Below are 18,899 nucleotides of genomic sequence, written 5' to 3' on the forward strand. Positions count from 1 at the left end.
GAACAGCATGAACAAGCAAGACAAGAAAGTGCTGGCCTGCGTGGACCAGTCCCATTTCGCCGACGCCGTCGCCGACTACGCCGCCTGGGCCGCACGCCGCATGGATGCGCCGCTCGAGTTGCTGCACGTCATCGACCGCCACCTCGAACGAGGATCGGGCGAGGACCACAGCGGCGCGATCGGCATCAACGCCCAGGAACACCTGCTGAGCACGCTCAGCGACAAGGATGCCGCCCTCGCCCGCGCCGAGCGCGAGCAGGGTCGCATCTTCCTCAACCGCCTGCGCGAGCGGGCACTCGCCGCCGGCGCGCCCTCGGCCGACATGCGCCAGCGCCACGGCGCGCTCGACGACACCCTGGCCGAACACGAGGATGGCGTGCGCCTCTTCGTCTTCGGCCGCCGCGGCGCATCGGCCGAGACCTCGCAGCCGGGCAGTTCAAGCATGCTCGGCCGCAACGTCGAACGCGTGGTGCGCGCGGTGCACAAGCCCATCCTTACCGTCACCGAGGGCTTCAAGGAACCCGAGCGCGTGATGCTCGCCTTTGATGGCACCGCGGTGACGCGCAAGGGCGTGGACATGATCGCCAACAGCCCGCTGTTCAAGGGCCTGCCCATCCACATCGTGATGGCCGGCAAGGAAAGCGCCGACGCACCGAAGCAGATCGCATGGGCGAAGGACACGCTCACCGCCGCGAGTTTCGAGGTGCTCGCCGACGTACTCCCCGGCGACCCCGAGACGGTGATCGCCCGCGAGGTGAAGGCGCGCAACATCGACATGCTGCTGATGGGCGCCTATGCGCACTCGCCGCTGCGCGCGCTGGTTTTCGGCAGCAAGACCACCGACCTGCTGCGCGCAGCAACCATCCCGACGCTGCTGCTGCGCTGACGCTCAGCCTCCCGCGCCCTCGCGCAGCCGCTTGGCCGCGAGGCGCAGCACGTCCAGATGCTGGCCGTAGTTCGAGCAGCCCTTGCACATCGCCGTGTGCACCTTCAGCGACAGGCGCTCGCGCAGGCTGAGCGTGCGCTCGTAGCGTTCGGACATCAGCCGGGTCGCGTCCTTGCAGTTCATCATCTTCATCGGGCCTCTCCCTGGAACCAGCGACTCTCCAGACACACGCGCAGCCCGAGCCGCGCGCGGTGCAGGATCACGAAGCAGTTGTTGCTGGTGATGCCCAGCGCCGCGCAGATCTCGGCGGTCTCGAGTTCCAGCAACTCGCGCATCGTGTAGACGCGAGCGATGTGCTCGGGCAGGTTGTTCATGCAGATGTCGAACACCGTCCAGAAGGCGTCCTGCTCGAACGAGGCCTCCGGGTCGGACCAGGTCGAGGGCCGATCCTCGGGGTTCCAGTGTCCCCCGCGCTTGAACAGCACGTCGAACTCCTCCAGCCCGGCGTCCATCTCCGAGGATCCGGCGAGATCCGAGCCGCAGATCTCCCGCGACGACGCGCGGATGTGGTCGACGATCTTGTGGCGCAGGATCGCGAACATCCAGGTCTTGAAGGCGGACCGTCCGGCGAAGCGCTTCGCGCTCGTCATCGCCGCCATCAGCGCCTCCTGCACCATGTCCTCTGCAGCGCCGCTGTCGCGCAAATGCATGCGCGCAAAGCGCAGCATGTCGCGGCGGATCGCGGTGATCGACGCGTCGTCCCACGGCGGGATCGCGGCCTGTGCGCTGGCGGTGGTCATTCGTCGCTCCTGCCGACTGATGCCTGATCATCGCGCCGCGTCGCCGAATCGGGCGCGACACATGCTTCGTCCCGCGACACGAAACGAAACTCCGCAAACCCTGCCCGTGCGCTTTCCCCGGTGTTGTCCGTGTCGGACGCCAGCGCAATCCCGCTGAGCTGCGCCGGCAGCGCCCCGAAGGCGCGCTCGAAGTCTTCCGCCACATCGCGCCGCTCCATCACCCAGGCACCCGCATCGCCCGCGCCCGAGCGCAGCACGATCATGCGCGTGCGATCGGTGTAGGCGTTGGCCATCAGGGTGCCGACCGGCTGGCGGTTGTCCCACACGTAGTTGAGCGCCGCATCCGGCACCTGGTCGCCGTAGATCGAGCGCGCCAGCGCCAGCTTGGCGCGGGTGCCAAAGCCGAGCGCCTCGGGCGCCACCTTGAAGCTCACATACACCCGCGCCGCGTAGTCGTCGCCCGCCTCGGTCGTCATGTCGGCAGTGGCCAGCGGCGCATCGACGCGCCACAGCCAGCACAGATGGGGCGTAGCCGCGAGGTCGATGTCGATGGGGCGCCCGAGCAAAGCCATGCTGCGCTCGGCAACGGCCTCGACCGCGACGACGCCATCCCAGGTCTTGAGCGCGTACTGCGTGGGCGCGATGCGCTCGTCGAGCTGCTGGACCCGCCAGGGTTCGGGCAGGCCTGCGGCGCCGGCTGGGAACCGCCCAACCCAGACCGTGGCGGCCTGCGCCACCGCGGCCGTGCACGTCAGTGACAGGGCGAGTGCCCAGCGGACGCAGCGGTTTGTGTGCATGTACGTTGTCTCCAGCGTCGTGATTCGATTTCGTCCGGCGAGCGGCGGGCGGATACCAGCGGATCGTCTGACCGCCCGCAGGCACCATTGGCAGGTCCGCTGCCATACAGCGCAGCCAGCTGCACTTCATCAACCTGCGCCTGGGGCAGATCGAACACCACTCGCCCCTGCCGCAACCCGATCACCCGGTCGGCCAGCAGCGGCAGCAGCGCCGTGTTGTGCACCACCGCCACCAGCGTCGCGTCACCCGCAGCGGTGCCGAGCACCCGACAGATCTCCTGCGCTGCCGCCGGGTCCAGCGCCGCAGTCGGCTCGTCGGCCAGGATCAGCCGCGGCGCCTGCACCAGCACGCGGGCAATCGCGACCTTCTGCCGCTCGCCGCCAGACAGCCCGTCGGTGCGCATCGACGCCTGGTCCAGCATACCGACACGCGCCAGCGCCGCGCGAGCGCCCTCGACCTCGTGCGCGGGATAGCGGCGCACCCAACTGCGCCAGCCCGTCACGCGGCCGAGGCTACCGATGAGCACGTTCTCGAGCGCGCTCAGCCGTGGCACCAGGTGCAGGCCCTGCAGCACCTGCCCCGCCTCGCCGCGCAGCGCGCGCAGCCGCGCGGGCGGCAGCCGCGTATCGAGCCGCACGCCCAGCACCGACACCTGCCCCGCCGTCGGCCGGGTAAAGCCGCTCAGCACGCGCAGCAGGGTCGATTTGCCCGCGCCGTTGTGGCCGACGAGGGCGACACGCTCGCCCTCGCCCACCACCAGGCGGTCGATGTCCAGCACCGTGCGTCCACCCAGCGTGCAGCGTACGCCGCGCAGTTCGATGCAGGGGTTCATGCCAGCGCCTGCCGGATGCGGCGGCTGATGGCGTCGAAGCCCGACACCATCACCACGATCACGATCAGCACCGTCGCCAGCCGACCCCACTGGAACAGCGCGGTCGCCTCGGTGATCAGCAGCCCCAGCCCGCCGGCGCCGATCAGCCCGAGGATGGTCGAGTCGCGGATGTTGAACTCCCAGATATACAGGTGGCTGGAGACGAACTGCGGCAGCACGGTCGGCCACACCGCGTTGAAGAACACCTGCGCCGGCCCCGCGCCCACGCTGCGCACCGCCTCGATCGCCGCCATGTCGAGCGACTCGATGGCCTCGGCGAAGAGCTTGCCGTAGGTGCCCATCGAGTGCAGCCCAATCGCCAGAATGCCGGCGGTCGGCCCCAGCCCCACGATGCCCACCAACACCAGGCCGAAGACCAGGGTGTGGATCGAGCGGCAGGTGTCGAGCACCGCCTTCGCGCCCCAGGCGAGCGGACGCGGCGCCGCCAGGTTACGCGCCGTGGCCACCGCCAGCGGCAGCGCCAACAGCGCGCCCAGCAGCGAACCAAGGGTGGCGATGCGAATCGTGGTCCACGTGGCCCGCCCGAGGCCCTCGAGCCAGGCACGCTCCACTTCCTGGCGGTTTTCCACCCGCAGCAGGGTGCCGTCGTCGCTGCGGTACTCGAGGTTCGGGTTGCCGAACCACACATCCAGCACGCTCGGGCGCGCGAACTCGCCGGCGGTCTTCACCAGGTTGGCGATCGGCGATCGCCCCAGCGACAGCTCGCCCTCGCGCGCCAGCGTGCCCAGGCAGGCGGCGATCAGCAGCGCATACACCAGCACCAGCGCCAGAAAGCCGGCACGCCCACTCAGCAGCGGGCGGGCGCGCACGCGGGCCGCGGCCAGGCTCATGGCCGCGCCTGCAGCTTGCCGGTGGCCAGCCCGGCGTCGCGAATCGGCTTGTAGAAGCCGTTGTCGCTCTCGACGAAGCCCGTGTAGTGCGGCGGCAGCAGCGCCGGCTCCTGCGCCAGCGCCGGCCCCACGCCGACCAGCGCCGCGCGCAGCCGGGCGACAAAGTCGGCATCGTCGGCAAGCCCCTTGCGCAGCGCCACCGCGTCGTTGGGCAGGGGCGCCGAGGTCCAGAAGATCTTCGAGTCCTCCGCCCGGATCAGCCCCTGCGCGATCATCGCGTTGCGGTTGCGGTTGTAGTCGGCGCCGGCGTCGAGCACGCGCTGCGTGACCTGGGTCTCGATCGCCTGGTGCGCGGTGTGCAGCACCTTGCCGAAGTACGACTCTGGCGTGATGCCCAGCGTCATCAGGTGGTGCAGCGGGATCAGGTAGCCCGAGGTCGAGCCCTTGTCGCCAAAGGCGAAGGTCCGCCCCTCGAGGTCGGCGATCGATTCGATGCCGGACTCGGGGTGCGTCACCATTATCGCGAAGTACTCCGGCTTGCCGTCGTACAGGATGGTCGCCACCGCCTGCGCGCCGGCGTGGTGGTTGGCCAGCACATAGCCCCACGGCCCCATCAGCGCGATGTCGGTCTCGCCGTTGGCGAGCGACTTGGCCAGCCCCTCCCAGCTATCGACGGTGCGCAACTGCACCGGGCGCTCGAGCGCACGCGCGAGGTAATCGGCCAGCGGCCGGTAGGTGGCGTCGTTCTTGTCCTTGTCGGGCTGGAACAGGCCCACCCCCAGGCGCAGCGGCTCGGCCGCGGGCGCAGCCACAACGGAGGCCGGAATGGCGAGGCTGGTGGCGGCAAGAACGAGAACATGGGCAAGGCGTCGCATGGGGGGCTCTCCGGGGCTGTGTGCTGTTCGACATGCAGACCGCCGGTAGTGCGGCGCGTCTTGAGGCTTGGTCGGACGAACAAGGCATTTCTTACGGGGAGGGAGAGCACGCCAGCTTTTTTCACTACCAAGCCCCAGGCGCTGCTGATGAGCGTGCGCGCGGCATACGCGCAGCGCGTGCTCTGCCGCGTAGCACAATCCACGTTTTTACACCTACTACGATAGGCGCAATCAACCCGATGATGTACCACACCACCTATTCGCCTACCCGGATAGGTTCTTCGGCGAGTAATGGACCTGGATCGCCTATACTCCTACCATCTTGGGAGTAATTTCATGGCGCGTCGTGTTGTCCTCACCCCCTTCCCTACCGATCCGCAGCTCACAACGCCTGACGCACTCGGAGCGGCCATTCGCGCGGCTCGCACCGCCAGCGGGCTGACGCTCGAAGAAGCGGCGCTGGCGGTGAATGTCGCCAAACAGACCCTGGGCGACCTGGAAGCAGGCAAGCCAAGCGTCGGACTGGGAATTGCCCTGCGGGTGGCGAAGGCGCTTGGCGTGAGCCTCTTCATCGCGCCAGCGGGTAAGGCCGGCGCAATCGTGCAGCGCATCCGCGAGGCGCGTGAGTGATGAAGCTCGACGTGCTGATGAATGGCGAGCTGGCGGGCACGCTGAGCTACACGGCGCAGACGCACCGCCATGCGTTTCGCTACAGCCCGGCGTGGCTGTCGCGCAAGGCGCCCTACGCCCTCGGCCCGACCTTGCCGCTCGAAGTCGACGAGGCGATGACGGAGGAGCGCCACAGCGCCTTGGTGCGCCAGTTCTTCGAGAATCTGCTGCCCGAGGGGCAGGCGCTCGATGATGCGGCAAGCACGCACAAGGTCACGAAGGGCAACCTGATGGGGCCGAGCCGGCGGCAATCCCCTACCGCGTCCGCGTCTCAAGCCGGCGAATGCGTCTTCAACCAGTCCTTCAGCGCGGCATCCATCCGCGTCTGCCAACCCTCCCCCGTCGCGCGGAACTGCTCCACCACGTCGCGCGACAAGCGGATTGTGATGCGTTCCTTGGTGACGGCGGCCGGCGGTCTGCCGCGGCGGATCGTCGGTTTGGCCGCCTCCCACTCCGCATCCGTATAGGGGATGGCATCCGGATCCGACAGCGCAGCGGCCGTGATGGCCGCATCTTCTTCGGCGCTCGGGTGCAGGGTTCCCGTCTTAAGCTTCGGCATAGCGTTTGACCTCTCGTTGGTTGGCCTTTCGAAGGCTGATCACCCGCCGACTTTCGGCACGATCCACGAAGACGACGTAATACAGACGCAAGCCGATGTATCCGATGGCGGCCATGCGTGGCTCGCCGTACTGACGCCGGGTGTCGGGCCAGATCACCGCCGAGTCCCACTCGAGCGCAGCGGCCATGGCAAGTGAAACGCCGTGCTTTTCAACGTTGGCGCCGTCCTTCGCCGGATCATAGGTGACTCTGACCCAATTAAATGTATGCACAATAATGACTCCGGTCAAGATTTTTGTACATACGCATTCACCCCTCCTTATCCCGATCTCTCAGCGGGCAGTCCGCGCACTCTCACTTGCCTTGCGAGAGGCGGGATTGTTGCACTACGAAGAGCGCAGATATACCTTTATTGCATATTTCCAAGCAATTTTCATCGAGCCGAATTTCGGATAGAACCCGACCCGTGGTCCCTGCGACCTGCGGCGTGCGCCAGGAAAAACCAAGACCCCTCACCCCGCCGCGCCCGCTACAATCCTCGCGTCCCAACCCGAATGCATGCGCCCCCCGTGACCTCGTCATCCGCCTCGCCCCAGACCGCCGACACGCTCGCCCCCGCCACCCTCGACACCTTCATCGCCCGCTGGCAGCGCGCCGGGGGCAGCGAGCGCGCCAACTACCAGCTCTTCCTCACCGAGCTGTGCGAGCTGCTCGGCCTGCCGCGCCCCGACCCGGCGGGTGACGACACGCGCGACAACGCCTATGTGTTCGAGCGCCGGGTGGTCATGCGCCAGCCCGACGGCAGCGCCAACAACGGCTTCATCGACCTCTACCGCCGCGGCGCCTTCGTGCTCGAGGCCAAGCAGACCGGCCGCACACTCGACAGCTCGGGCTGGGACAAGGCCATGCTGCGCGCCCACAACCAGGCCGACCACTACGCCCGCGCCCTGCCCGCCGACGAGGGCCGGCCGCCCTTCATCCTCGTCACCGACGTCGGCCGCAACATCGAGCTCTACGCCGAATTCAGCCGCTCGGGCGCCACCTACACGCCCTACCCCGACCCGCGCAGCCACCGCATCCGCCTCGAAGACCTGCGCCGCGACGACATCCGCCAGCGCCTGCGCGACGTCTGGCTCGACCCGCTCGCGCTCGACCCCGCCCGCCGCTCGGCGCGCGTCACGCGCGAGATCGCCGACCGCCTGGCCTCGCTCGCCAGGTCGCTCGAAGCCGCCGGCCACGCCCCGCAGCAGGTCGCCGGCTTCCTGATGCGCGCGCTGTTCACCATGTTTGCGGAGGACGTCGGCCTGCTGCCGCCGCGCGCCTTCACCGAACTGCTCGAAAGCCTCAAGGGCGAGCCGCACACCTTCGCGCCCATGCTCGAGCACCTGTGGCAGAACATGAACACCGGCGGCTTCTCGCCGATCCTGCGCAACAAGGTGCTGCGCTTCAACGGCGGCCTGTTTTCCGAAGCCAGCGCCATCCCGCTCGACCGCGACCAGCTCGAACTGCTGCTGAAAGCGTCGGCGGCCGACTGGCGCTACGTCGAGCCCGCCATCTTCGGCACCCTGCTCGAACGCGCCCTCGATGCGCGCGAGCGCCACAAGCTCGGCGCCCACTACACCCCGCGCGCCTACGTCGAGCGCCTGGTGCTGCCCACCGTCATCGAGCCGCTGCGCGCCGAATGGCGCGAGGTGCAAGCCGCCGCGCTCACCTACGAGCAGCAGGGCAAGCACAAGGACGCGGTCGCCGAGATCCGCAGCTTCCACCGCCACCTGTGCGCGGTGCGCGTGCTCGACCCCGCCTGCGGCAGCGGTAATTTTTTGTACGTGACGCTGGAACACCTCAAGCGCCTCGAAGGCGAGGTGCTCAACCTGCTGCACGACCTCGGCGAATCCCAGGGCCTGCTCGAACTCGAAGGCGTCACCGTCGACCCGCACCAGTTCCTCGGGCTCGAGATCAACCCGCGCGCCGCCCGCATCGCCGAGATGGTGCTGTGGATTGGCTACCTGCAATGGCACTTCCGCACCCACGGCTCGGTGAACCCGCCCGAACCGGTGCTGCGCGACTTCCGCAACATCGAGCACCGCGACGCCCTGATCGAGTACGAGCGCGAGGAACCGGTCACCGACGAAGCCGGCCGCCCGGTCACGCGCTGGGACGGCGTCACCTACCGAAAGAGCCCGATCACCGGCGAGGACATCCCGGACGAGACTGCGCAGGTGGTGCAGATGCGCTACGTGAATCCGCGCAAGGCCGAATGGCCGCAGGCGGATTACATCGTGGGGAATCCGCCGTTCATCGGAAACAAGCGGATGCGCACTGCCCTTGGCGATGGCTACGTGGACGCGGTACGTGGTAGTTGGTCTAACGTGCCCGAGACGTCGGACTTCGTCATGTACTGGTGGGACAACGCGGCGGAGCTTGTCCGGGCAGGGCAAGTCCGGCGCTTCGGCTTCATCACGACCAACAGCCTCAAGCAGGTATTCAACCGCAAGGTGGTGGAGCGCCACTTGACGGCCAAGAATCCCGTCTCGTTGGTCTTTGCCATACCCGACCATCCGTGGGTTGATTCCACGGATGGTGCGGCCGTGCGGATCGCCATGACAGTCGCTGGAAGCAAGGGCCAGACCGGTGCCTTGGCGAGTGTGGTTGCGGAGACGGCGAACGCCGACGACGAGGTGGACGTTGCGCTGGCTGCTCGGACCGGCGCAATCCATGCCGATCTGTCGGTTGGTACAGGCGTAAGCCGCGCGCTTCCGCTCGCATCAAACAGCGGTGTCTGCTTTCAGGGCATGAATTTGGTCGGAAAAGGCTTTCGATTGTCGGCGAGCGAGGTTCATGACCTCGGATATGACTTGGATCAGCTGCCGAACGTGATCAAGCCCCATTTCAATGCCCGAGACCTGATGCAAGTCGGCGAGCCTTGCTGGGTCATCGACCTGTTCGGCTTCAGCGCTGAGGACGCGCGATCGCAACACCCTGCGCTTTACAACTGGTTGCTCGTGCGGGTCAAGCCGGAGCGCGACCACAACAACCGTGAGTCGCGGAAGCGGAACTGGTGGTTGTTCGGAGAGCCGGTGGGCCGCCTGCGGAAGGCTTGGACAGCCCTGGATCGGGTGATCCTGACGCCCGAAACCGCAAAGCATCGCGTCTTCGTGTTCGAACCACTCCCGTTCTGCCCCGATCACAAGCTATACACGATTTGCTGTTCCGACGGGTACGCTCTCGGGATACTGTCTTCTCGTGCAAATGCGACATGGTCTCTTGCTGCTGGCGGACGCATGGGAGTGGGCAATGATCCCGTCTTCAATAACACCCGTTGCTTTCTCACGTTCCCCTTCCCCGACCCCACGCCCGCTCAATCCGCCCGCATCCGCGACCTCGCCGAGCAGCTCGACGCCCACCGCAAGCGCCAGCAATCGCTGCACCCCGAGCTGACCCTCACCAGCATGTACAACGTGCTCGAAAAGCTGCGCTCCGGCGACACGCTCACGCCCAGGGAACGCACGATCCACGAGCAGGGCCTGGTGTCGGTGCTGCGCGAACTGCACGACGCGCTCGACAGCGCGGTGTTCGACGCCTACGGCTGGAGCGACCTCGCCGCCCAGCTCGTCGGCAAGCCCGGCGCCACCACCCCGCTGCCCGACAAGCCCGAAGCCCAGGCCGCCGCCGAGGAAGAACTGCTGCGCCGCCTGGTCGAACTCAACGCCGCCCGCGCCGCCGAAGAAGCGCGCGGCCTCGTGCGCTGGCTGCGCCCCGACTACCAGAACCCCGACGCCACCGCCGCCACGGCCGCCCCCAGCCAGATCGAAGCCGACCTCGGCCCCGCCCACGAGGCCGAATCCGCCGCAGGCCCCGCCCCCACCGGCAAGGCCGCGTGGCCGAAGAACATGCGCGAACAGGTCGCCGCCGTGCGCAGCGCGCTCGCCCACCAGCCGCTGCCCGCCGAGGCCATCGCCGCCCGCTTCAAGCGCACGCCTCGCGCCGGCGTGCAGGCGGTGCTCGAAGCGCTGGAAGAGCTGGGCATGGTGGTGTGCGAGGACGGCGCGTATCGGTTGCAGGGGTGAGTTCGCTTGAATGCGATGAAGCGTAAGGCCGTGCTGGAGGGAGGGTGTCAGCATGAACACGACGCTGGTTTCGATGCTGGCCGAGTCGCTAAATTCGCGGCATGCGTGAAAAACCAACAATCATCCGGAACGAGATCGACTGGATGGAGACGTTGAAATGTGGTCTTTGTTGATGACTGTATTCATTGCGGGTGTCGTCGCGCCGATCGCCGGGATCATGGTGCTCGCATTTTTCGGAAAACTCGGATGGCCCTTATTGGGCGTGATTGCCGCCGTCGTCGTGGGCTTGGGTATCATCAACGATCGAATCAAGAAACTGTGACCTTGCGGCCAGCCGCTTACCCCCGGGAGTCGGGGACGCGAAAGTCAGGGACGTATCCCGACTGCACCCGCGTCGGCCGCAGCACCGCCCTGTTCGCGGCTGCCGCCGCTCCTACATGAACCGGTGCGGGTCGGAGTCTGTGCAAGGAATCGGGGCCGCAGCGCTTCCTGTAGGAGGCCGGCAGGCGCGAACGCAACGCCGCGGAAAAATCGGGGACGTACCCCGTCTACAAGATCACGTAACGCCCCCTTCCTCGCCGAAGATCGAAAGGATGTCCTGCCGTTCTCCGAGCAAGCGCACCACGTCGATGCAATCGGCGCGCTCGAAATAGAACCAGATCAGCGGGAAAGCCGCCACTCGCCAACTGCGCAGTCCAGGAATCTCGATCAGCTCGCCGATGCGAGGCGACCCAATGGCGGGATCGCGCCGCACTTGCTCCAGCGCTTTCCAACTGGCGTCGACAAGACGCTGCGCCACACTCGGACCCGCATGGTCGCGGTAATGGCGCACCTCCTTCTGGCGGTCGATCCGGGCCTGTGGTCGCCAGGCCAGTGGCTTCAATCGATCGCTCCGCGAGCGATGGCGAGGAGCTCATCCTCTTCCGTCTGTGACCAAGGCACGGCGGGGCCTGACGAGATGCCCTGAGCGATCAGCGTCCGCAGACGCTCTCGCGCCTGCTCCGCCTGATCCTTACGGATCAACTCCCGCAGGTATTCACTGGTGTTGCCGTAATGGCCGGACGCCACGCGCGCATCGACGTAGGCACGCATGCTCTCGGGCAGAGCAAAGTTCAAGGTGTTTCGGCTCATGGTCGCTCCAGCAAGGCAAACGGTCTTTTGACAACTATTGACAACATCAGGATAGCAGAGATGCGCAATCCACCAAAAAACCTGGCTGGGAGGAAAAATCGGGGACGAGGAAAAATGAAAAATCGGAATGAAAAATCGGGGACGTACCCCGATTGCAACCTCCTCGTGGAGCGCCGGCAGGAGGAAGAATCGGAGACGTACCCCGATTGCACCCTCCTTGTAGGAGCGCCGGCAGGCGCGAAGAATCGGAGACGCACCCCGATTGCAACCTCCTTGTAGGAGCGCCGGCAGGCGCGAATGTGCCGCGGGGCAAGGGATGCGCGTCGGGTAGGCGATCGACGCTTTCGCGCCTGCCGGCGTTCCTACATGAACCGGCACGTCCCCCGATCGCGACCAAGGAATCACGCAGCACTCAGCAGTGACGCATCGAGCTTGACCACCACGTCGGCCCAAGGCACCCAGACGCGCCCGTCCGGCTGTTTGTCGACCAGGCCGTGCCCGATCAGCTTGTGCACGTCGGCGTGCACATTGGAATAGTTGCGCCCAAGCGCTTTGGCCACGGCGTAGATCGACACCGGCCCGAGGCGCTTGATCGCGCGCAAGGTATCGAGCCGGCGCGGCGGCAACTCCGCCAGCAGCTGTGCCGCATCGGCAAAGCCCAGGTGATAGTCGCCCTCGGGTGGTTGCTCCCCGGCATCGATGCGGCGCGCCACATCGAGCACCTGGGCCTGCGTTGCGGCCCAATCGGTGATACCGATGATTGCCAGATTCGCCATGATTCATTCCTCCTTCAGACGCTCGATGTCGGCCATGAAGTCGCGCACCGACTGCTGCATGGACACAAAGCGGAGCGGCACTTCGATTTCATCGGTACCGATGTGCTTCTGGTCGCCCTTGCCAACTTCGTTGTCGTAACGGACCAAGGTGCGTCCGTCACGACCCGCATAGAACCGATACTTGTATTCGTGCGCCGAGCCCGGCACCGCAGGCTCGACGGACCAGATAACCATTTCGATCGTTACACCATCAGCGCGGGTTTGCTTGCTACGGTGAATGAGCTTGGCGTCCATGTATTGCATTATATGGATATATCTACGTGGGGCAACACGTGAGGTCCGTGCATCGGGGGCGCGGGAAAATCGGGGACGTACCCCCGATTGCACCCTCCATGTAGGAGCGCCGGCAGGCGCGAAGAATCGGGGACGTACCCCGATTGCACCCTCCTTGTAGGAGCGCCGGCAGGCGCGAATGGGCCGCGGGACAAGGGATGCGCGGCGGGTAGGCGATCGCCGCTTTCGCGCCTGCCGGCGCTCCTACATGACCCAGCGCGGGTCGGAGTCTCTACATCGAATCGGAGCCGCAGCCCTTCCTGTAGGAGCGCCGGCAGGCGCGAACACAGAGAATCGGGGACGCACCCCCGATTGCACCCTCCATGTAGGAGCGCCGGCAGGCGCGAACACAGCGCCGGGGCGCCGCCCGGGCGTGGTCCCGCGACCAAGGCCCTTGAGAACTTCCCCGCGAAGACGTTCAATGACGGTTGCAGCGCAACATGCGCAACTGATGAAGTGCCCGATCCTCCTCTCCGGCCATCCGCCCACACGCCCATGAGCATCCAGACCGTCCCCACCCGCCCCTTCCCCGGCCAGCGCCCCGGCACCTCCGGACTGCGCAAGAAGGTCACCGTCTTCCAGCAGCCGCACTACCTCGAGAACTTCGTCCAGGCGGTGTTCGACACCCTGCCCGGCCACGAGGGCCAGACCCTGGTGCTGGGCGGCGACGGCCGCTTCCACAACCGTGTCGCGGTGCGCACCATCCTGCGCATGGCGGCGGCCAACGGCTTCGCCCGCGTGCTGGTGGGCCGCGGCGGGCTGCTGTCGACGCCGGCGGTGAGCGCGGTGATCCGCCGCCGCGCCGCCTTCGGCGGCCTCATCCTGTCGGCCAGCCACAACCCGGGCGGGCCGGACGGCGACTTCGGCATCAAGTACAACGCCTCGAACGGCGGCCCCGCGCCGGAGAAGCTCACCGAGGCGATCTACGCGCGCAGCCTGGAGATCGCCGAGTACCGCATCGAGGACGCGGGCGAGGACGCGGGCGAGGACATCGACTTCGACACGCTCGGCACGCGCACGCTCGGCGGCATGACGGTCGAGGTGATCGACTCGGTCGCCGACTACGCCGAGCTGATGCAGCAGCTCTTCGACTTCGACGCCATGCGCGCCTGGTTCGCCGCCGGCCACCGCATGCGCTTCGACGCCATGAGCGCGGTGAGCGGGCCGTACGCGCGCGCCATCCTCGAGGGCCAGCTCGGCGCACCCGCCGGCACGGTGATCAACGGCGAGCCGCTGGAGGACTTCGGCGGCCACCACCCCGACCCCAACCCGGCGCACGCCGCCGAGCTGATGGCGGCGATGTCCGGCCCCGACGCGCCCGACTTCGGCGCGGCCTCGGACGGCGACGCCGACCGCAACATGATCCTCGGCCGCGACTTCGTGGTCACCCCGTCCGACAGCCTGGCGGTGCTGGCCGAGCACGCCACCCGGGTGCCCGGCTATCGCGCCGGGCTGGCCGGCATCGCGCGCTCGATGCCGACCTCGCGCGCCGCCGACAAGGTCGCCGCCGCGCTCGGCATCCCCTGCCACGAGACGCCCACCGGCTGGAAGTTCTTCGGCAACCTGCTCGACGCCGGCCAGGCCACGCTGTGCGGCGAGGAGAGCTACGGCACCGGCTCCAACCACGTGCGCGAGAAGGACGGCCTGTGGGCGGTGCTGTTCTGGCTCGACCTGCTCGCCGTGACCCGGCGCTCGGTGGAGGACCTGGTGCGCGCGCACTGGGCGCGCTTCGGCCGCCACTATTACTCGCGCCACGATTGGGAGGGCATCCCCACCGAGCGCGCCGACACGCTGATGGCCGATCTGCGCGCGCAGCTTCCCGCGCTCGCCGGGCGCGACTGCGGCGACGGCCTGCGCATCGCCAGCGCCGACGACTTCGCCTACACCGACCCGGTGGATGGCTCGGTGAGCACCCGCCAGGGCGTGCGCCTGCTGTTCGCCGACGGCAGCCGCATCGTCTTCCGCCTGTCGGGCACCGGCACCGAGGGCGCCACGCTGCGCGTGTATCTGGAACGCTACGAGGCCGACCCCGCCCGCCACGACCAGCCGGTGCAAGAGGCGCTCGGCGAACTGATCCGCATCGCCGACGAGCTTGCCGGCATCCGCAGGCACTGCGGCATGGAGGGGCCGACGGTGGTGACCTGAAGCGACGATCGCACCTGCCCGCGCTCCCGCAGAAACCGACGCGCTTCCGGGTTCCTGTAGGAGCGGCGCTAGCCGCGAATAGGGCGGGGCCTCCAGCGACGCGGATGACGAAGTCCGCAGCTGCTCTCACGCCTCCGCAGGCCCCCGATCGGGGGCAACGCATTTCGCGATCGGGAGCCTGATCCGGAATCCGCGCCGTCACATCCCTTGTTTCGCACCAAAAGCTGTATAAAATAACAGCTACCGAGCGAGACTGAACATGATGCACGACCAGATCCCCCTGTTCGCGGCAGCCGGAGGCCCGCCACTCGTGGCAGAGTCCATGGCGAAACCGCCCCGGCGACGCCCTGCCGCAAGCGTGGCCTTGTCCGACGCCGAACTTCCCGTAGCGCTGTCGCTGCCTCTGGCCGAGCCCGCTCCCGCCTCCGTGGCGGCAGGGCCCGGCGCGGCCGCTGCGCCCTCGCGCCCGGCCAGCCCCCGCCTTGCCGTCGCTGCCACGGTGCACGGCCGCGCGCACGAGAGCGCCAACAGCGCAAGCATGCCCATGAATCCCGACGCCTCCGACATGACCCTCGACGACCACGATCCGACCAGCCCTCCCCAAGCCGAACAAACCGCCGCGCTGCGCAGCGACCGCCTGTGGCAGCTCGACGGCTGGACCGCGCGCGTGATCAAGAACGAGGATGACGACGGCTGGGCGGTCGAGATGCTGCAGGACGGCGAGGCCGAGCCCGCGCTGGTGGGCCCATGGACCATGGGGCGCGACAAGAAGAACCCGAAGCCGCTCGACCAGGCCGCGTTCAACACCCTGGTCAAGACCGCCAGCGAGGTCCTGCAGCGCCACCGCCAGCAGGCTCACGCGATGCTGCACAAGCGCCTCACGGTGTTCGCGCTCGACGCGCAGTGGGACGTCCGCCTCGACATCACCCCCGACGAGTACGAGCCCTACGCCACGCTGAGCGCCTTCGACGAACTCGGCGAAGAGGTCGCGCAGGTGCGCGTGCCGTCCGACTTCCGCCTCGGCGTGGCGAGCGCGACCGCGTGGATCACCGGCGGCTTCGCGCATCCGGCGCAGGCCTCGCGCGGCTTCGAGGGCTGGAGCGAATGATCTGCCCGGCCCTGGCCGCACCCGCGCGCGTCACCGCGCCCGGCTGACCCGGCGGCGCCACACCCAGGCATACACCGCCAGGTTGACGAGCACGACGAAGCCGGCGAGCGCGAGCTGCAGCTCGCGGGTGAGCCCGGCGGGGTAGATCAGGGGAACAAGGTAGTGCTCGATGAAGCCGCCCGGGTAGCCGGACTGGCCGGCCAGCACGCGCAGGCGGTTCTCGAGCGGAGTGAGCGGACACAGGCCGCCGCTCGCCTCGACCCACGCGGCCCAGGCGACCGCGGGAAGATGCAGCCAGGGGGCAAGGCGCCAGCGCAGCGCGAGCAGCCCGCCCAGCACGGCGAAGGCGATGAAGCCCAGGTGAAGCAGCAGCACCGCGTCGGCGGCGAGGCGGTAGCCCATGGCGCGGAGCGCTCCTGGCCGGCGGAATGGAACGGTAGCCCGGGGTGCGCCGGGGGATACGCGAGAGAGATACGCGGAAGCGGACGCGAACGCTCCCGCAAATACGGCGCGCGCGGGTCGCCCCTCGCGCGCCGGCGCGCATCGCTCAGTCGATGATGGTCTGCGCCTCGCCCTCGCGGCGGGTGTCGATGACGCCGATGCGGTACACGGTCTCGCCCGCGGCAGTCAGCTTGGCCTCGGCGGCCTCGGCGTCGGCCGCCGACACGATCACCACCATGCCGATGCCGCAGTTGAAGACGCGGTACATCTCGTCCTGGTTCACGCCGCCGGCGAACTGCAGCCAGCGGAACATCTGCGGCAGCGCCCAGGTGTCGCCGTCGATGCGCGCGGTCAGCTCCTCGCGCAGGATGCGCGGCACGTTCTCGGTGATGCCGCCGCCGGTGATGTGGGCCATGCCCTTGACCACGCCGGGCATCGCGCGCATGAGCTCGAGCATGGGCTTGACGTAGATGCGGGTGGGCTCCATGACCACGTCGCGGAAGGGGCGGCCGTGGAAGGGCGCCATCATGTCGGTGCCGGCGCGCTCTACGATCTTGCGGATCAGCGAGTAGCCGTTGGAGTGCGCGCCGCTCGAGGCCAGGCCGAGCACCACGTCGCCCGGAACGATCTTGCTGCCGTCGATGATGTCGGCCTTCTCGACCACGCCGACCGCGAAGCCGGCGAGGTCGTATTCGCCCTCGGGGTACATGCCGGGCATCTCGGCGGTCTCGCCGCCGATGAGCGCGCAGCCAGCCAGCTCGCAGCCGCGGGCGATGCCCTGGACCACGTCGGCGGCGGTATCGACGTCGAGCTTGCCGCAGGCGAAGTAGTCGAGGAAGAACAGCGGCTCGGCGCCCTGCACCAGGATGTCGTTCACGCTCATCGCCACCAGGTCCTGGCCGACGGTGTCGTGCTTGTCGAGCTGGAAGGCGAGCTTGAGCTTGGTGCCGACGCCGTCGGTGCCGGACACCAGCACCGGCTCCTTGTACTTCTTCGACAGCTCGAAGAGCGCGCCGAAGCCGCCGATGCCGCCCAGCACCTCGGGGCGCATGGTGCGCTTGGCGAAGGGCTTGATGCGCTCGACGAGGGCGTCGCCCGCTTCGATGTCCACGCCGGCGTCGCGGTAGGAAAGGGAGGGCTGGGGATCCAGCGGTTCGGGGTGATGGTCGGCCAAGATCGTTCCTTCGAGCTCGCAGGCTGCCGGGCCTCGCCGCATGCCCGGTGGAACCGAGCTTGAGGCCGCAACGCCAAGTGGCTACATTTACGTGTTCCGCGGGCGGCTCTCGCCCGCGCCAAGCCCGCGATTTTACTTTAAATGAAGCCTCCCCGCGTCGATCGCCTGCAAACCGTCGCCTGGACCGCGACCGGCGCGGCCCTCATCGCCCTGCTCTGGCTGCTCGGCCCCATCCTCACCCCCTTCGTGGTGGGTGCGGTGTTCGCCTATATCTGCGATCCGGCGGTCAACTGGATGGTCGCACGCCGCGTGCCGCGGCCGCTCGCGGTGCTGCTGGTGATCTGCGCGCTCGGCCTGCTGCTGATCGCGCTCGCGCTGATCCTGGTGCCGATGGTGTATCGCGAGGGCGTGCTGCTGGTGCGCCGCCTGCCCGAGCTGGTGCAGATGTTCAACCTCAACATCGCGCCCCTGCTCGAGGCCCGCCTGGGAGTGGACATCCGCCTCAACGCCGAGCAATTCCAGCAGCTCATCGCCGACAACTGGACGAGCGCGCAGGAGCTGGTGCCGGTGGTGCTCGCCCACCTCAAGAGCGGCGGCATGGCGGTGCTGGCCTTCGCCGCCAACGTCCTGCTCATCCCGCTGGTGATGTTCTACCTGCTGCAGGAGTGGCCGCGCATCCTCGACGAGCTCGAGCGCATCGTGCCACGGCCCTGGGTGGCTGCCACCACCCGCATCCTCGCCGAGATCGACTCGGTGATGTCCGAGTTCCTGCGCGGCCAGCTCTCGGTGATGATGCTGCTGGCGGTGTTCTACAGCGCCGGGCTGTGGCTGGCCGGGCTCAACTTCTGGCTGCCGGTGGGCGTGCTCACCGGCCTGCTGGTGTTCATCCCCTATGTCGGCTTCGGCGGCGGGCTGATCCTCGCCATCGTCGCCGCCCTGCTGCAGGCGCAGGGCTGGCCGCCGCTGGTCGGCGTGGCGATCGTGTATGCGCTCGGCCAGGTGGTCGAGAGCTTCCTGCTCACGCCCTACCTGGTGGGCGAGCGCATCGGCCTGCACCCGCTCGCAGTGATCTTCGTGCTGATGGCCTTCGGCCAGCTCTTCGGCTTCGTCGGCGTGCTGGTCGCGCTGCCGGTGGGCGCCGCGCTGCTGGTGGGCCTGCGCGAGGTGCGCGAGGCCTGGCTCGCCAGCCCGGTGTATCGCGGCACGCAGCCGCGCCCGGTCATCGCCAGCGAGCACGAGCGCCCATGAAGCAGCTCGTCCTCGACATCCGCCCCGACGCGCCGCCCACGCTCGAGAACTTCGTCGCCGGCGCCAACGCCGAGCTGGTCGCCACCGTGTCGCTGCTGGCCTCGCCCGCCACTGCGGCGCAGCTGCCCGCGCGCCACATCTACCTGTGGGGCGCGCCCGGCAGCGGAC

21 protein-coding genes and 2 pseudogenes are annotated in these 18,899 nt (G+C 68.1%); 9 read left to right on the forward strand and 14 right to left on the reverse strand.

What is annotated here, in order from left to right:
* Positions 1–7: 7 nt before the first annotated feature.
* Positions 8–886, forward strand: coding sequence for a universal stress protein (locus C667_RS05845; protein WP_004358483.1), 879 nt, complete (start codon positions 8–10; stop codon positions 884–886).
* A 3-nt stretch (positions 887–889) separates the two neighbouring features.
* Here the strand turns inward: C667_RS05845 and C667_RS05850 are convergent, their stop codons facing one another.
* The 6 genes from C667_RS05850 to C667_RS05875 are packed head-to-tail and all read right to left on the reverse strand — an operon-like array spanning position 890 to position 5,081.
* Complete coding sequence (locus tag C667_RS05850; protein WP_004358484.1) at positions 890–1,078, reverse strand: zf-HC2 domain-containing protein; 189 nt, start codon at positions 1,076–1,078, stop codon at positions 890–892.
* Entirely contained in the window at positions 1,075–1,686 is a 612-nt protein-coding gene (locus C667_RS05855) for a sigma-70 family RNA polymerase sigma factor (RefSeq protein WP_004358485.1), read from the reverse strand. Before C667_RS05855 ends, C667_RS05850 begins: the two co-directional genes overlap by 4 nt.
* A complete protein-coding gene (locus tag C667_RS05860; protein ID WP_004358486.1) occupies positions 1,683–2,483 on the reverse strand; it encodes a DUF3047 domain-containing protein in 801 nt (266 codons plus the stop codon). Before C667_RS05860 ends, C667_RS05855 begins: the two co-directional genes overlap by 4 nt.
* Complete coding sequence (locus C667_RS05865; protein WP_004358487.1) at positions 2,438–3,316, reverse strand: phosphonate ABC transporter ATP-binding protein; 879 nt, start codon at positions 3,314–3,316, stop codon at positions 2,438–2,440. Before C667_RS05865 ends, C667_RS05860 begins: the two co-directional genes overlap by 46 nt.
* Positions 3,313–4,206 carry a phosphonate ABC transporter, permease protein PhnE gene (gene phnE, locus C667_RS05870; protein WP_004358488.1) on the reverse strand — a complete coding sequence of 298 codons (894 nt, stop codon included), beginning with the start codon at positions 4,204–4,206 and terminating at the stop codon, positions 3,313–3,315. Before phnE ends, C667_RS05865 begins: the two co-directional genes overlap by 4 nt.
* Positions 4,203–5,081 (reverse strand): phosphate/phosphite/phosphonate ABC transporter substrate-binding protein, encoded by an 879-nt coding sequence (locus C667_RS05875; protein WP_004358489.1) that lies wholly within the window; start codon positions 5,079–5,081, stop codon positions 4,203–4,205. Before C667_RS05875 ends, phnE begins: the two co-directional genes overlap by 4 nt.
* 336 nt (positions 5,082–5,417) lie before the next feature.
* On the opposite strand from C667_RS05875, the gene C667_RS05880 reads away from it, so the two are divergent.
* Both C667_RS05880 and C667_RS26350 read left to right on the forward strand, forming a co-directional pair.
* Positions 5,418–5,711 (forward strand): helix-turn-helix transcriptional regulator, encoded by a 294-nt coding sequence (locus C667_RS05880; RefSeq protein WP_051174628.1) that lies wholly within the window; start codon positions 5,418–5,420, stop codon positions 5,709–5,711.
* A pseudogene (locus C667_RS26350) lies at positions 5,711–5,971 on the forward strand (HipA N-terminal domain-containing protein); the annotation flags it as partial. The gene C667_RS05880 and the pseudogene C667_RS26350, both read left to right, overlap by 1 nt.
* Positions 5,972–6,021: 50 nt before the next feature.
* Here the strand turns inward: C667_RS26350 and C667_RS24845 are convergent.
* Positions 6,022–6,309 carry a BrnA antitoxin family protein gene (locus C667_RS24845; protein WP_004358493.1) on the reverse strand — a complete coding sequence of 96 codons (288 nt, stop codon included), beginning with the start codon at positions 6,307–6,309 and terminating at the stop codon, positions 6,022–6,024.
* Positions 6,296–6,598, reverse strand: a complete 303-nt coding sequence (locus tag C667_RS05890; protein ID WP_211207666.1) for a BrnT family toxin — start codon at positions 6,596–6,598, stop codon at positions 6,296–6,298. The genes C667_RS24845 and C667_RS05890 overlap by 14 nt, the downstream gene beginning before the upstream one ends.
* 279 nt (positions 6,599–6,877) lie before the next feature.
* Between C667_RS05890 and C667_RS05895 the strand changes: the two genes are divergently transcribed.
* Entirely contained in the window at positions 6,878–10,375 is a 3,498-nt protein-coding gene (locus tag C667_RS05895) for a class I SAM-dependent DNA methyltransferase (protein WP_004358497.1), read from the forward strand.
* Positions 10,376–10,547: 172 nt separating this feature from the next.
* Positions 10,548–10,697, forward strand: coding sequence for a hypothetical protein (locus C667_RS26010; protein WP_169317684.1), 150 nt, complete (start codon positions 10,548–10,550; stop codon positions 10,695–10,697).
* A gap of 234 nt (positions 10,698–10,931) precedes the next feature.
* Here C667_RS26010 and C667_RS05900 read toward each other — a convergent pair whose 3' ends face one another.
* The 4 genes from C667_RS05900 to C667_RS05915 form a co-directional block, all read right to left on the reverse strand.
* Positions 10,932–11,258, reverse strand: a complete 327-nt coding sequence (locus tag C667_RS05900) for a type II toxin-antitoxin system RelE/ParE family toxin (RefSeq protein ID WP_004358502.1) — start codon at positions 11,256–11,258, stop codon at positions 10,932–10,934.
* Complete coding sequence (locus C667_RS05905; RefSeq protein WP_004358504.1) at positions 11,255–11,506, reverse strand: type II toxin-antitoxin system ParD family antitoxin; 252 nt, start codon at positions 11,504–11,506, stop codon at positions 11,255–11,257. Before C667_RS05905 ends, C667_RS05900 begins: the two co-directional genes overlap by 4 nt.
* A gap of 401 nt (positions 11,507–11,907) precedes the next feature.
* The gene (locus C667_RS05910) at positions 11,908–12,282 is read right to left on the reverse strand and encodes an HVO_A0114 family putative DNA-binding protein (protein WP_004358507.1); all 375 of its coding nucleotides are present in this window, start codon (positions 12,280–12,282) and stop codon (positions 11,908–11,910) included.
* A gap of 3 nt (positions 12,283–12,285) precedes the next feature.
* Positions 12,286–12,576 carry a toxin-antitoxin system TumE family protein gene (locus C667_RS05915; protein WP_051174625.1) on the reverse strand — a complete coding sequence of 97 codons (291 nt, stop codon included), beginning with the start codon at positions 12,574–12,576 and terminating at the stop codon, positions 12,286–12,288.
* A gap of 534 nt (positions 12,577–13,110) precedes the next feature.
* Between C667_RS05915 and C667_RS05920 the strand changes: the two genes are divergently transcribed.
* Positions 13,111–14,760: an alpha-D-glucose phosphate-specific phosphoglucomutase gene (locus C667_RS05920; RefSeq protein WP_004358510.1), complete on the forward strand. Its 1,650-nt coding sequence runs from the start codon at positions 13,111–13,113 to the stop codon at positions 14,758–14,760.
* A gap of 565 nt (positions 14,761–15,325) precedes the next feature.
* On the forward strand, positions 15,326–15,868 hold the full coding sequence (locus C667_RS05925) for a hypothetical protein (RefSeq protein ID WP_245538434.1): 543 nt from the start codon (positions 15,326–15,328) through the stop codon (positions 15,866–15,868).
* Between the two features lie 30 nt (positions 15,869–15,898).
* Here the strand turns inward: C667_RS05925 and C667_RS05930 are convergent, their stop codons facing one another.
* Both C667_RS05930 and purM read right to left on the reverse strand, forming a co-directional pair.
* Positions 15,899–16,270, reverse strand: a complete 372-nt coding sequence (locus tag C667_RS05930; protein ID WP_004358515.1) for a DUF2784 domain-containing protein — start codon at positions 16,268–16,270, stop codon at positions 15,899–15,901.
* A 145-nt stretch (positions 16,271–16,415) separates the two neighbouring features.
* On the reverse strand, positions 16,416–17,483 hold the full coding sequence (gene purM / locus C667_RS05935) for a phosphoribosylformylglycinamidine cyclo-ligase (protein ID WP_004358517.1): 1,068 nt from the start codon (positions 17,481–17,483) through the stop codon (positions 16,416–16,418).
* A 141-nt stretch (positions 17,484–17,624) separates the two neighbouring features.
* On the opposite strand from purM, the gene C667_RS05940 reads away from it, so the two are divergent.
* Together C667_RS05940 and C667_RS26355 are read left to right on the forward strand one after the other, a co-directional pair.
* Positions 17,625–18,731, forward strand: a complete 1,107-nt coding sequence (locus C667_RS05940; RefSeq protein ID WP_004358519.1) for an AI-2E family transporter — start codon at positions 17,625–17,627, stop codon at positions 18,729–18,731.
* Positions 18,728–18,899 (forward strand): annotated as a pseudogene (locus C667_RS26355) (DnaA regulatory inactivator Hda); the annotation flags it as partial. The gene C667_RS05940 and the pseudogene C667_RS26355, both read left to right, overlap by 4 nt.

Origin of the sequence: Thauera phenylacetica B4P, from assembly GCF_000310225.1 — a bacterium.
Classification (GTDB): Bacteria; Pseudomonadota; Gammaproteobacteria; order Burkholderiales; family Rhodocyclaceae; genus Thauera; species Thauera phenylacetica.

What these genes read in the sequence shown, in the direction of transcription:
- C667_RS05845 (WP_004358483.1), top strand. Translation starts at nt 8, where the DNA reads ATGAACAAGCAAGACAAGAAAGTGCTGGCCTGCGTGGACCAGTCCCAT.
- C667_RS05850 (WP_004358484.1), bottom strand. Translation starts at nt 1,078, where the DNA reads ATGAAGATGATGAACTGCAAGGACGCGACCCGGCTGATGTCCGAACGC.
- C667_RS05855 (WP_004358485.1), bottom strand. Translation starts at nt 1,686, where the DNA reads ATGACCACCGCCAGCGCACAGGCCGCGATCCCGCCGTGGGACGACGCG.
- C667_RS05860 (WP_004358486.1), bottom strand. Translation starts at nt 2,483, where the DNA reads ATGCACACAAACCGCTGCGTCCGCTGGGCACTCGCCCTGTCACTGACG.
- C667_RS05865 (WP_004358487.1), bottom strand. Translation starts at nt 3,316, where the DNA reads ATGAACCCCTGCATCGAACTGCGCGGCGTACGCTGCACGCTGGGTGGA.
- phnE (WP_004358488.1), bottom strand. Translation starts at nt 4,206, where the DNA reads ATGAGCCTGGCCGCGGCCCGCGTGCGCGCCCGCCCGCTGCTGAGTGGG.
- C667_RS05875 (WP_004358489.1), bottom strand. Translation starts at nt 5,081, where the DNA reads ATGCGACGCCTTGCCCATGTTCTCGTTCTTGCCGCCACCAGCCTCGCC.
- C667_RS05880 (WP_051174628.1), top strand. Translation starts at nt 5,418, where the DNA reads ATGGCGCGTCGTGTTGTCCTCACCCCCTTCCCTACCGATCCGCAGCTC.
- C667_RS24845 (WP_004358493.1), bottom strand. Translation starts at nt 6,309, where the DNA reads ATGCCGAAGCTTAAGACGGGAACCCTGCACCCGAGCGCCGAAGAAGAT.
- C667_RS26010 (WP_169317684.1), top strand. Translation starts at nt 10,548, where the DNA reads ATGACTGTATTCATTGCGGGTGTCGTCGCGCCGATCGCCGGGATCATG.
- C667_RS05905 (WP_004358504.1), bottom strand. Translation starts at nt 11,506, where the DNA reads ATGAGCCGAAACACCTTGAACTTTGCTCTGCCCGAGAGCATGCGTGCC.
- C667_RS05910 (WP_004358507.1), bottom strand. Translation starts at nt 12,282, where the DNA reads ATGGCGAATCTGGCAATCATCGGTATCACCGATTGGGCCGCAACGCAG.
- C667_RS05915 (WP_051174625.1), bottom strand. Translation starts at nt 12,576, where the DNA reads ATGGACGCCAAGCTCATTCACCGTAGCAAGCAAACCCGCGCTGATGGT.
- C667_RS05920 (WP_004358510.1), top strand. Translation starts at nt 13,111, where the DNA reads ATGAGCATCCAGACCGTCCCCACCCGCCCCTTCCCCGGCCAGCGCCCC.
- C667_RS05925 (WP_245538434.1), top strand. Translation starts at nt 15,326, where the DNA reads ATGACCCTCGACGACCACGATCCGACCAGCCCTCCCCAAGCCGAACAA.
- C667_RS05930 (WP_004358515.1), bottom strand. Translation starts at nt 16,270, where the DNA reads ATGGGCTACCGCCTCGCCGCCGACGCGGTGCTGCTGCTTCACCTGGGC.
- C667_RS05940 (WP_004358519.1), top strand. Translation starts at nt 17,625, where the DNA reads ATGAAGCCTCCCCGCGTCGATCGCCTGCAAACCGTCGCCTGGACCGCG.